Consider the following 11,514-nt stretch of genomic DNA (forward strand, 5'->3'; position numbering starts at 1 on the left):
AGGAATATAAGACAAGAACAGGCCAAACCATCTAAGGTTTGGCCTAAAATCTTATACTTTCAAAGCAGACTGGACTTTCCAGATTTCATCTGCATATTCCCTTATGGTCCTGTCGCTGGAGAAATATCCGGACTTTGCAATATTGATCAAGCTCATCCGCAGCCATTCGCCGCGATTCAAATATTTCCGGCTGACTTCCTGATGTGCCTCTGCATAGGAAGCAAAGTCCCTCAGCACAAAATACTGGTCATTATGCCCCAGCAAAGAATCATAGATTTCATTGAAATGGTTCTCCGTATCAGGGAAGAACCCATTCACCAGCTGGTCGACGATTTCCCGGATCCGTTCATCATGGTGGTAGTACTCCAGCGAATGATAGCCGCCGTTATGCTGGTAATCCAGCACTTCCTCTGCACTTAACCCAAACAGGAAGATATTCTCCCTGCCAACCATTTCCGTGATCTCGACATTGGCACCATCCAGCGTGCCCAGTGTCAACGACCCGTTCATCATGAACTTCATATTTCCAGTGCCGGATGCCTCCTTGCTCGCCGTTGAAATCTGCTCACTGATATCCGCAGCCGGAAAGATTTCCTCGGCCAGGGACACTCGATAATTTTCAAGGAAAACGACTTTCAGCTTATCTTTCGTCTCAGGGTCATTGTTCACCTTACCAGCTACACTGTTAATGAGTTTTATGACCTTTTTGGCAAAATAATAACCAGGTGAAGCCTTGGCGCCAAAAATGAATGTCCTTGGATACAACAAAGCATCCGGGTCTTTTTTCAACGCATTATACAGATGCATGATGTGCAGCACATTCAACAGCTGCCGCTTATAGGCGTGCAGCCTTTTTACCTGGACATCGAAAATTGATTCAGTGTCGACTTCAATCCCTGTTTTATCCAAAATCCGTCTTGCGAGCCGCTCTTTATTCTCCTGCTTGATGCCATGCAATTTTTCCAGGAAGGCTGCATCATCCTTGAAGCGCGTCAATTCCTCGAGTTTTTGCGGAGCCCCTACCCAATCTGGCCCAATTGCATCGGTAATCAATCCCGACAAACCTGGGTTTGCCTTAAGCAGCCAGCGCCGGTGGGTGATGCCATTGGTCTTGTTATTGAAACGTTGTGGATAGAATTGATAGAACAAGTTCATTTCCCGGTTCTTCAAAATATCCGTATGCAGCTTTGCCACTCCATTAATGCTGTGACTGCCGACAATCGCAAGCGGAGCCATCCTGACCTCGCCGTGGGCAATGATTGCCATGCTTTCGACCCTTGCCCAATCGCCAGGAAATCGTTCCCATACCTCTTGGCAGAAACGCTCGTTTATCTCCTCCGCGATCATGTATATACGCGGCAGCAGCGGCTGGAATATCCTGATTGGCCAGCGTTCAAGCGCCTCAGCAAGGGTCGTATGGTTTGTATAGGAAAGGGTCTGGACGGTAATTTGCCATGCATCTTCCCAGCCAAGTCCCTCTTCATCCATCAGGATCCGCATCAATTCAGGTACCGCGATTGCAGGGTGAGTATCATTGATGTGGATGCTCACATAGTCGTGGAACTCTAGCAAGCTCTTATTCTTCTTTTTAAACGACTTCACAATTGCCTTCAGGCTCGCTGCGACAAGAAAATATTGCTGCTTCAGCCGAAGAATCTTTCCTTCATCATGTGTATCGTCCGGATATAAAAACTCCGAAACCGACTCGGTATCCTTCTTATATTTAAAAATATCGGCATTAGCCGGAAATCTCGCCGGCTCGGCATTCCATAGACGCAGAGTGTTCACCGTCTGTGTCTGGTAGCCGATGACAGGAAGATCATAAGGAACAGCCATGATGGTCTCGGCGTTCAGATGCCTGAAAACTAGCCGGCCATTTTCCAATCGGCTCTCAATCTCTCCCCAAAAAGGTATTTCCACTGCATCATCCGTCTTGCGTACCTCCCAGACATGGCCGTGCCTCAGCCATTGTTCAGGCAGTTCTACCTGGTAGCCATCAACGATTTTCTGCTCGAACAAGCCATGCTTGTAGCGAATTCCGCAGCCATGTCCAGGCAAATCAAGCGATGCAAGCGAATCAAGGAAACAGGCGGCAAGACGGCCAAGGCCGCCATTGCCTAGACCAGCATCTGCCTCGATTTCCTCCAATTGATCAAGCTCGATCCCCAGTTCCCTGAGTCCCTTGCATACGACCTCTTCAACACCCAGATTAATCAGATTGTGCCTGAGCAGCCGCCCAAGCAGGAATTCTATAGACAGGTAATAGACCTGCTTCTTAGCGCCCGCGCGGTATATTTCATTTGTTTTTATCCAATCAGAACTCACATGCTCCCTGATCATATGTCCGAGAGTCTGGAATTGCTCCCGGCTTGTGCTTTCTTCAAAGCTGGTTCCAAACATCATCTCGAGTTTTTTCAAGAAAGCGGTTTTGAATTTGGGAACATTAGAAAACATGCGATTCACTCCTTGAGATGAGATCGGAATACAAATCATTGTATTGCCTTGCCGACTGCGCCCAGCTATAGTCTGTTTCCATCGCTTTTGCCATCAGCTTCAGCCATTTTTCACGCTTGTGGTAAAATGACAAGCCCCGTTCAATCGTAAAGAGCATGTCATGGGCATTGAAATTGGCAAAGGTAAATCCATTGCCCTGACCATTAAATTCATTATAAGGCTGGACAGTATCGTTCAGACCGCCCGTCTCCCTGACAACCGGGATCGATCCATAGCGCATCGCGATCATCTGGCTCAATCCGCACGGCTCGAACTTGGATGGCATCAAAAACAGATCCGATCCTGCATAAACCTGGTGTGCCAGATTTTCATCAAAACCGATATATACGCCACATTGATCAGGATACTGCGCAGCCATTTCCCTGAAGAACTGCTCAAACTCAGGGTCACCAGTGCCAAGAACTATGAGCTGCAATCCCGTTGCCATGATTTCATGGAAAACTTCCCTGACCAAATCAAGGCCTTTTTGTTTCGTCAGTCTCGTGATCATGGCCACAACGGGCACATCATCATTTACCGGAAGGCCAAAACTGCGCTGTACCTGCAACTTATTGATGACTCTTCTTTCAAGTCCCCATACTCCAAAACTGGCGGCCAGACCAGGATCTTTTTCCGGGTCATAAGCAACATGGTCGATTCCGTTCAAGATCCCGGAAAGATCCTCACGTCTTTTCCTCAGGATTCCATCCAGATTTTCACCAAAATACTCAGTCTGGATTTCGTCCTTGTAGGTAGGGCTGACTGTCGTGATATGATCTGCTGAAATCAATGCTGCTTTCATGAAATTGGCCATTCCGTAAAATTCAAGCTGTTCCTCATTGAAATAAGAGCTGTCAATCTGCAGCAGATCCCCGAGCACTTCCCGCGGGAAGATTCCCTGGAACTGAAGATTATGGATCGTGAATACAGACCGGATCAATCCATAACCCGGACGCTTATAATACTCGGTACGCAGCAAGAAAGGAATCATCCCGGTATGCCAGTCATGGCAATGGATCACATCCGGATAAAATTCGCTTTCAGCGACGAACTCGAGCACTGCCCTGCTGAAAAAGGAAAAACGCTCCCCATCATCATAATGACCATAAAGACTATCCCGTTTGAAGTAATATTCATTGTCCACAAAATAGAAGGTGACACCATCATGCTCAAGAGCTTCAATGCCGCAATATTGCGAGCGCCAGCCTAATTGCACAGTAAACTCTTTCACTTTCTTCATCTCAGAGCGGAATTTGTCAGGAATCAAACCGTACTTCGGTAAAATCACCCTGACATCCGTCCCTAATTTTTTCAGCTCCTTCGGAAGTGATCCCGCTACATCAGCCAGGCCTCCTGACTTGATGAAAGGAACACATTCCGATACTGCGAATAATACCTTCACGAGCTGCTCCCCACTCCCTGGACTGCTCCTTTACGGATGACAGCTGGCGAGTCTGCTGGCGCTGTGATGACGGTACCTGCCTCGATTCTTGCGTCTTTATCAACGATGACTGAGTCCAATATACAATTCTCCTTGATTTGCGTCTTTTGCATGATGATACAATTGCGGATGACGGTGCCCTTCCCGATTTTCACACCTCTTCCGATGATGCTGTTTTCAACAGTCCCCTCAATCACCCCGCCATTGGCGACCATTGAATTGCGGACCGATGCATCGACATCATAACGGGTTGGAGGCTCATCCTTCACCTTTGTTAAAATAGGGCGTTCTTTAGGGAATAACTCCTTCCAAACCTCAGGCTTCAGCAAATCCATGCTCACACTGAAATATTTGGCGATCGTATCCACCATCACTGCATAGCCTTCATAGTCGTAAAAACAAAGCTGGAATTGACTGCTGGTATCCCTGGCAGCATCCCTCAAATTCGAATATCCTGTTTCATTCCTTGTAAGGATCAAATCCATCAGCAGTGTTTTTTTCACAAGATAGATCCCTAAAGATTTTCCATTTTTCTGTACTTCTGTTATGTCACAGCCCGATTCAATATGCCAGTCAAGCAACTGCTGGAAATCCATATTGAAAATCGTATAGGAATTCGCAATCAGCGCATAATCCTGTGTACTGCGTTCAAAATAATCAATATTATCGGCAAAATGGTCCAAAGTGCCAATTCCCGTATAATGTTTATCAAGATTAGGTGCAGGGAAGAAAAACAATCCATCCCTTTTTCGGTTAAGATCCCAATTCCGGCCAGAGCCTAAATGGTCCATCAACGACCGGTACTGGTATTTCGGAAAGATCGCCACGCTCTCGATGCCCGAATTTACCATGTTGGAAAGGATAAAATCAATCAGCCTGTATCGTCCGCCAAAGGGAATCGCTGCCACCGACCGATGCAGGGACAGTTCATGAAGATCTTCGTGGACGGTTGTCGCATCTATTACTCCCAATAATCGTTTGTTCATTTCTTATTTCCTCCCGAAGTCGGTTCAATTGGATTGCAATTCACCGATTGTTTCTTCCGATACTAATGTAATTTCATTGCAGCTATCATCTGGCCTGATGATCGTGCCATCCGGGACATAAACCCCTGGAGACACTATCGCCTTCTCAATGATACAATTATGGCCGATGACAGCGTCTGGCATAATGACCGTTTCCTTGACGACAGCGCCTTTTTTGACCGTCACACCCTGGAATACGACCGTTTTGGAAACCTCCCCTTCAATCTTGCAGCCCTCATTGACCAGGGATTCCGAAACTTCCCCCTCTGGACAAATATATTGCGGCGGCTGATTCGGGTTCACGGAGTAAATCCGCCAGGACTGGTCAAACAGGTTCAGTTCACAATCCTTATCCAATAAATCCATATTTGCTTCCCACAGGCTCTGAACAGTCCCTACATCCTTCCAGTAGCCTTTAAAAGGATAGGCAAATAACTTCATATTTTCTTCGATCAGCAACGGAATGATATCCTTGCCAAAATCATGGCTGGATTCCGGATTCTGGTCATCCCTTATCAGATATTCCCTTAAAACGCTCCATTTAAAAATATAAATCCCCATCGAAGCGAGATTATTTTTCGCAATATCCGGCTTTTCTTCGAATTCAGTAATTCTTAGCTCGGAATCCGTATTCATGATCCCGAACCGATTCGTCTCTTCCCAAGGCACCTCTATGACCGAAATCGTCGCATCCGAACCTTTTTCCACATGATAATTGAGCATCAATTCATAATCCATTTTATAAATATGGTCACCTGAAAGAATCAAGACATATTCAGGATCATACTGATCAAGATAATTGAGGTTTTGAAAAATCGCACTAGCCGTGCCTGAATACCATTTAACCTCGGAACTCTCTGCATAAGGCGGCAGCACTGTCACCCCGCCATCCTTTCTGTCAAGGTCCCATGCACTGCCAATGCCAATATAAGAATTGAGCAAAAGCGGCTGGTATTGCGTCAAAACGCCCACTGTATGGATTCCTGAGTTCGTACAGTTACTTAATGGGAAATCGATGATCCGGTATTTGCCGCCAAAAGGGACAGCAGGTTTAGCGAGATTCTTGGTCAATGAGTGCAGCCGGCTTCCTTTTCCTCCTGCCAACAGCATTGCCACGCATTTCTTCTTTTGCATGATTGTTTCTCCCCTTTCTTTTGATAACAGGACGTAAAACTGAGATTCCGAATGGAGAAATACTCATCTCTATAGAATATGGCCTTCCATGGAAAGCTATTTCTTTTGCTTTTCGCACTTTTTTATTCATTACGCCTGAACCCCCGAAAACCTCGGCGTCGCTGTTTAAAATTTCCCGATATTCCCCGGGCTTAGGAACACCAATCCGATAGTCACTATATACTTTCTCTGTAAAATTGCAGACAATCACAAGCAGATCTTCCGGATTCTGGCCTTTGCGGATAAAAGAGAAAATCGACTGGTCACGGTTATCCGCGTCAATCCACTCAAAACCTTCATAGCTCTGGTCAACCTCATACAATGGCTTTGAACGCTTATACAGTTTGATCAGCTCTTTTGTATAATGATTCATTTTTCCATGCATCTCATACTCGAACAGATTCCAATCCAGCTGTTCTTTGTCCTTCCATTCCGAAAACTGGCCAAATTCAGTCCCCATGAAAGTCAGCTTCTTTCCTGGATGCGCCACCATGAACCCTAACAAAAGCCGCAGCTGCGCGAATTTTTGCCAGTAATCACCAGGCATCTTGTCAAGAAGAGATTTCTTTCCATGCACCACCTCGTCATGTGAAAAAGGCAGGACAAAATTCTCTGAAAAAGCATAAAGCAGGGAGAACGTAACCTTATCATGTATATGCTTCCTGTTATGGCTTTCTGCCTCCATATACTTCAAGGTGTCATTCATCCACCCCATGTTCCACTTGTATGTAAAACCGAGTCCACCATACTCCACCGGAGCAGTCACCTGCGGCCAATCAGTAGAATCCTCCGCAATCATCAAAGCTCCAGGTTCAAAATCCTTTACTGCTTTATTCAGTTTCTTTAAAAATTCCACGCCGTACGGATTGGCAGCATTGACTGAGTTAGGCCAATAAATGATGTTCGCTACTGCATCGACCCTGAAGCCATCAATATGATATTTCTCAAGCCAGAAAATCGCGCTGGAAATCAGGAAACTTTGGACCTCTGTTTTTCCCAAGTCAAAATTGGCTGTTCCCCAAACCAGGTTCTCCCTGTCATTCTCACGCTGATAGTCAAATACATAACTCCCATCAAACTGATAAAGCCCATGGGCATCCTTGCAAAAATGGCCAGGTATCCAGTCTAGGATGACCCCGACCCCGTTTCGGTGGCACATATCCACGAAATACATAAAATCATGTGGTGTCCCATAACGACTTGTAACAGAAAAATATCCAGTGGATTGATATCCCCAGGACATGTCGAGCGGATGCTCAGTTAGAGGTAATAATTCAATATGTGTGTATCCATGTGAAAGGATATAAGGGATCAGCTCATCCGCAAGCTCGCGATATGTAAGGAACGATCCATCATCATGCTTTTTCCAGGAACCCACATGCAGTTCATAGATGAACATTGGCTCATCAGGCGTGCTCCGCTGCTCCCTCTTTTGCAGCCACTTCTGGTCGCCCCATTTGTACCCATCAAGGGGATAAACAACCGAAGCGGTATTTGGTCTCACTTCCGAGAAGAAAGCAAACGGATCAGCTTTAAGCTTCTTACTACCGCCAGCTGTCAAAATCTCAAACTTATAAATAGCCCCTGTCAGATCCCCCTCTAAGGCAAGCTGCCAGACACCTTCCTTATTCACTTTATGAAACCTGTGATTCTCTCCATACCAATGATTAAAATCACCAACAAGCCTAACCTCAGACGCATTCGGAGCCCACACACAAAATCGAGTATATGTTTCATTTTCTCGTTTCATGACATGCGCACCAAATAAATTGTGACTCTGATACAAATTTCCTTCATGGAACAGATGCAATTCAAACTCTGTAGGATTAATCACCAATGCCCTCCACCTGCCTTTGTAAAACGAATAAAACTTCCTATTTTAGTAGTATTCTAGTTACCATAAAGAATTCCTTGTAAACATTTTCTTAATCTTTCGACAATAATACTCAGTAAAGCATGTAATTCGACAAAAGCCCGCAAATGGCAGCGCTTTAATGTACTAAATCTTCCAATTACGCGGAATTTGGAGAACGAAAATTAAAAATGAATAATGTTTTTTTGAGAGGATTGGTTGAATTTATTAGGTTTGATAGTGATATATGGATTAAAAATGTTTTTGATTTGATAGCGTTTTCATTGTGTCGAAAGGGGATATGATGGTGGTTGGTTGTTAGCGAGTTTTAATGGGGATGCCTGCTGCTTGATTCGAGTAATAACAGAACGAGCTGCTTTGAAAAGTCTATATGAGATATATTGATAAAACTGTTATTTACGAGTAAGATTGTACGGATCCTTACCTCCTTGGCCATTAGGGGGACTGATTACTAGTTTATGTGACCCGTTTTTTACTTTCTTCCTGTAACAGGACACACATATCTCTCTTTATGTGATGCGGTTTTCCCTTTCTTCCTATAACTGGGCACATATCTCTTCTTTATGTGACCCGTTTTGTCTTTCTTGCTATAACTGGTCACATATCTCTTCTTTATGTGACCCGTTTTTCTTCTTCTTCCTGTAACCGGGCATATATTTCTTCTTTATCTGACTCGTTTTTGCTTATCTGACCTAAACCCGGCACATGTCGCTGCTATGTACCCTATTTAGTTAATCTATGCTGCCTGCTGTATACCTGGAAGCAATGCAGGAAAGTTTCAAGAGAACAACAGGTTCCTCAGTAGTACCAGAGTTTTAAGAAACGAAAAAAAGCTGTCAGCATAATTGCTAACAGCTTTCCTTATGACCCCTACGGGATTCGAACCCGTGTTACCGCCGTGAAAGGGCGGTGTCTTAACCGCTTGACCAAGGGGCCTTATGGCGGAGAAGGAGGGATTTGAACCCTCGCGCCGGTTACCCGACCTACACCCTTAGCAGGGGCGCCTCTTCAGCCTCTTGAGTACTTCCCCATAATGGCTCCGCAGGTAGGATTCGAACCTACGACCGCTCGGTTAACAGCCGAGTGCTCTACCACTGAGCTACTGCGGAATAATATAAAAAATGGGCCTAAGTGGACTCGAACCACCGACCTCACGCTTATCAGGCGTGCGCTCTAACCAGCTGAGCTATAGGCCCTTATGGAGCGGGTGAAGAGAATCGAACTCTCATCATCAGCTTGGAAGGCTGAGGTTTTACCACTAAACTACACCCGCAAAAAATGGGGCGACTGATGGGAATCGAACCCACGAATGCCTGAACCACAATCAGGTGCGTTAACCACTTCGCCACAATCGCCATATCTACATATGAATATTAGTTGAAATTAAATAAGGTGGCTCAGGACGGAATCGAACCGCCGACACAAGGATTTTCAGTCCTTTGCTCTACCGACTGAGCTACTGAGCCACTATAATATTGCATCCTAAACCTTTACTAGTTTAGGTCCTTTGCTCGAATGACCTTCGGTCTTTCTCACAAGTTGCCGCAGAGGCTTATTCGTGGATGTGAGCAACTTGCTCTACCGACTGAGCCACTGAGCCACTATTATATTGCATCTTAAAATAAAAATGGCGGTCCCGACCGGGATCGAACCGGCGATCTCCTGCGTGACAGGCAGGCATGTTAACCGCTACACCACGGGACCAGATTGCGGGGGCAGGATTTGAACCTGCGACCTTCGGGTTATGAGCCCGACGAGCTACCGGACTGCTCCACCCCGCGACGATATTAATCACATAATTCAGTTTATGCTCCTAGTGAGCATGACTGTCCCGATCTCAGGAAGCTTATTCAAGAAGCAGCTCGATCGGTACAACTCGCAGCATATTCAATGAAGTAACGCTCGTTGCTCCACCCCGCGATGATATTAATAGTAATGAAATTATGGAGGAGGTAGAGGGATTCGAACCCCCGCGCGGTGTTACCCGCCTGTCGGTTTTCAAGACCGATCCCTTCAGCCAGACTTGGGTATACCTCCGTATTTAAAACAAGTAAAATGGTGGACCTTGTAGGACTCGAACCTACGACCGGACGGTTATGAGCCGTCTGCTCTAACCAGCTGAGCTAAAGGTCCAGGATATCCTAGATTGAATAGGTTCAACCAGATTAAATTTGGTAGCGGCGGAGGGGATCGAACCCCCGACCTTACGGGTATGAACCGTACGCTCTAGCCAGCTGAGCTACACCGCCAAATTATTTTATTAAGATATATGGTGGAGCCTAGCGGGATCGAACCGCTGACCTCCTGCGTGCAAGGCAGGCGCTCTCCCAGCTGAGCTAAGGCCCCATATAATATAAAGCATGGTCGGGAAGACAGGATTCGAACCTGCGACCCCTTGGTCCCAAACCAAGTGCTCTACCAAGCTGAGCTACTCCCCGATAAAGAGAAAATATAATGGCGCGCCCGAAAGGAGTCGAACCCATAACCTTCTGATCCGTAGTCAGACGCTCTATCCAATTGAGCTACGGGCGCATATATAGTATATTAGCTAACTTGGTGGTGCCGAGGACCGGAATCGAACCGGTACGGTAGTCACCTACCGCAGGATTTTAAGTCCTGTGCGTCTGCCAGTTCCGCCACCCCGGCTAAAGAACTTTGGAGCGGAAGACGGGATTCGAACCCGCGACCCCAACCTTGGCAAGGTTGTATTCTACCACTGAACTACTTCCGCATATTTAGCTTTGAAAAAATGGTGCGGGTGAAGGGAGTCGAACCCCCACGCCTTGCGGCGCCAGATCCTAAGTCTGGTGCGTCTGCCAATTCCGCCACACCCGCATATTTTGTTGAAAATGGTGAGCCATGAAGGACTCGAACCTTCGACCCTCTGATTAAAAGTCAGATGCTCTACCGACTGAGCTAATGGCTCGTACAAAAGGTGCCGGCAAGAGGACTTGAACCCCCAACCTACTGATTACAAGTCAGTTGCTCTACCAATTGAGCTACACCGGCAAATTTCATGAAGATTATTTTCGCTAGTGCGAAAAAATCATGGTGGAGGATGACGGGATCGAACCGCCGACCCTCTGCTTGTAAGGCAGATGCTCTCCCAGCTGAGCTAATCCTCCATTTAAAACTGCCCGGCGACGTCCTACTCTCACAGGGGGAAACCCCCAACTACCATCGGCGCTGAGAAGCTTAACTTCCGTGTTCGGTATGGGAACGGGTGTGACCTTCTCGCCATCGTCACCAGACATTTTTTAAAGACAATATTTATTATACTGGCTTTATGTTTTTTTGCAAGAGAAATTTTAAAGATATTTCACATTGTAAAAATCTTTATTCCCTCAAAACTAGATAATGTGTAAGAAGAAAACAAGAGAATCGAATGATCATTTGGTTAAGTCCTCGAACGATTAGTATCAGTCAGCTCCACACGTCACCGCGCTTCCACCTCTGACCTATCAACCTGATCATCTTTCAGGGTTCTTACTAGCTTGCGCTATGGGAAA

5 protein-coding genes, 21 tRNA genes and 2 rRNA genes are annotated in these 11,514 nt (G+C 46.0%); all 28 read right to left on the reverse strand.

What is annotated here, in order from left to right; translation table 11 throughout:
• Positions 1–51: 51 nt before the first annotated feature.
• Complete coding sequence (locus ACNAZ4_RS15725) at positions 52–2,454, reverse strand: glycogen/starch/alpha-glucan phosphorylase (protein WP_415815812.1); 2,403 nt, start codon at positions 2,452–2,454, stop codon at positions 52–54.
• Positions 2,444–3,895, reverse strand: coding sequence for a glycogen synthase GlgA (glgA, locus tag ACNAZ4_RS15730; protein WP_415815814.1), 1,452 nt, complete (start codon positions 3,893–3,895; stop codon positions 2,444–2,446). Before glgA ends, ACNAZ4_RS15725 begins: the two co-directional genes overlap by 11 nt.
• Complete coding sequence (locus tag ACNAZ4_RS15735; protein WP_415815816.1) at positions 3,892–4,920, reverse strand: GlgC family sugar phosphate nucleotidyltransferase; 1,029 nt, start codon at positions 4,918–4,920, stop codon at positions 3,892–3,894. The genes glgA and ACNAZ4_RS15735 overlap by 4 nt, the downstream gene beginning before the upstream one ends.
• Before the next feature lie 24 nt (positions 4,921–4,944).
• Positions 4,945–6,093 carry a glucose-1-phosphate adenylyltransferase gene (locus ACNAZ4_RS15740; RefSeq protein WP_415815818.1) on the reverse strand — a complete coding sequence of 383 codons (1,149 nt, stop codon included), beginning with the start codon at positions 6,091–6,093 and terminating at the stop codon, positions 4,945–4,947.
• Complete coding sequence (glgB, locus tag ACNAZ4_RS15745; protein WP_415815820.1) at positions 6,011–7,969, reverse strand: 1,4-alpha-glucan branching protein GlgB; 1,959 nt, start codon at positions 7,967–7,969, stop codon at positions 6,011–6,013. Before glgB ends, ACNAZ4_RS15740 begins: the two co-directional genes overlap by 83 nt.
• 900 nt (positions 7,970–8,869) lie before the next feature.
• Positions 8,870–8,941: transfer RNA gene (locus tag ACNAZ4_RS15750), tRNA-Glu, on the reverse strand.
• Between the two features lie 3 nt (positions 8,942–8,944).
• Positions 8,945–9,035: transfer RNA gene (locus ACNAZ4_RS15755), tRNA-Ser, on the reverse strand.
• Between the two features lie 4 nt (positions 9,036–9,039).
• A tRNA-Asn gene (locus ACNAZ4_RS15760) sits at positions 9,040–9,114 on the reverse strand.
• A gap of 13 nt (positions 9,115–9,127) precedes the next feature.
• A tRNA-Ile gene (locus tag ACNAZ4_RS15765) sits at positions 9,128–9,201 on the reverse strand.
• A gap of 3 nt (positions 9,202–9,204) precedes the next feature.
• Positions 9,205–9,278: transfer RNA gene (locus ACNAZ4_RS15770), tRNA-Gly, on the reverse strand.
• Between the two features lie 6 nt (positions 9,279–9,284).
• Positions 9,285–9,360 (reverse strand) — tRNA-His (locus ACNAZ4_RS15775).
• Positions 9,361–9,398: 38 nt separating this feature from the next.
• Positions 9,399–9,471 (reverse strand) — tRNA-Phe (locus ACNAZ4_RS15780).
• A gap of 162 nt (positions 9,472–9,633) precedes the next feature.
• Positions 9,634–9,709 (reverse strand) — tRNA-Asp (locus ACNAZ4_RS15785).
• Between the two features lie 3 nt (positions 9,710–9,712).
• Positions 9,713–9,786 (reverse strand) — tRNA-Met (locus ACNAZ4_RS15790).
• Positions 9,787–9,949: 163 nt separating this feature from the next.
• A tRNA-Ser gene (locus ACNAZ4_RS15795) sits at positions 9,950–10,042 on the reverse strand.
• Positions 10,043–10,061: 19 nt separating this feature from the next.
• Positions 10,062–10,138: transfer RNA gene (locus ACNAZ4_RS15800), tRNA-Ile, on the reverse strand.
• A 39-nt stretch (positions 10,139–10,177) separates the two neighbouring features.
• Positions 10,178–10,254 (reverse strand) — tRNA-Met (locus ACNAZ4_RS15805).
• A 21-nt stretch (positions 10,255–10,275) separates the two neighbouring features.
• Positions 10,276–10,351: transfer RNA gene (locus ACNAZ4_RS15810), tRNA-Ala, on the reverse strand.
• Between the two features lie 15 nt (positions 10,352–10,366).
• Positions 10,367–10,443 (reverse strand) — tRNA-Pro (locus tag ACNAZ4_RS15815).
• A gap of 17 nt (positions 10,444–10,460) precedes the next feature.
• Positions 10,461–10,537 (reverse strand) — tRNA-Arg (locus tag ACNAZ4_RS15820).
• Positions 10,538–10,562: 25 nt separating this feature from the next.
• Positions 10,563–10,651 (reverse strand) — tRNA-Leu (locus ACNAZ4_RS15825).
• Positions 10,652–10,661: 10 nt separating this feature from the next.
• Positions 10,662–10,736, reverse strand: a tRNA-Gly gene (locus tag ACNAZ4_RS15830).
• 19 nt (positions 10,737–10,755) lie between these two features.
• Positions 10,756–10,840, reverse strand: a tRNA-Leu gene (locus tag ACNAZ4_RS15835).
• A 15-nt stretch (positions 10,841–10,855) separates the two neighbouring features.
• A tRNA-Lys gene (locus ACNAZ4_RS15840) sits at positions 10,856–10,931 on the reverse strand.
• A gap of 10 nt (positions 10,932–10,941) precedes the next feature.
• Positions 10,942–11,014 (reverse strand) — tRNA-Thr (locus ACNAZ4_RS15845).
• Between the two features lie 40 nt (positions 11,015–11,054).
• Positions 11,055–11,130: transfer RNA gene (locus tag ACNAZ4_RS15850), tRNA-Val, on the reverse strand.
• 10 nt (positions 11,131–11,140) lie between these two features.
• Positions 11,141–11,256, reverse strand: a 5S ribosomal RNA gene (rrf, locus tag ACNAZ4_RS15855).
• 142 nt (positions 11,257–11,398) lie between these two features.
• Positions 11,399–11,514: ribosomal RNA gene (locus ACNAZ4_RS15860) — 23S ribosomal RNA — on the reverse strand; the annotation flags it as partial.

This window comes from Mesobacillus thioparans (genome assembly GCF_965138835.1).
Lineage (GTDB): Bacteria > Bacillota > Bacilli > Bacillales > Cytobacillaceae > Mesobacillus > Mesobacillus thioparans.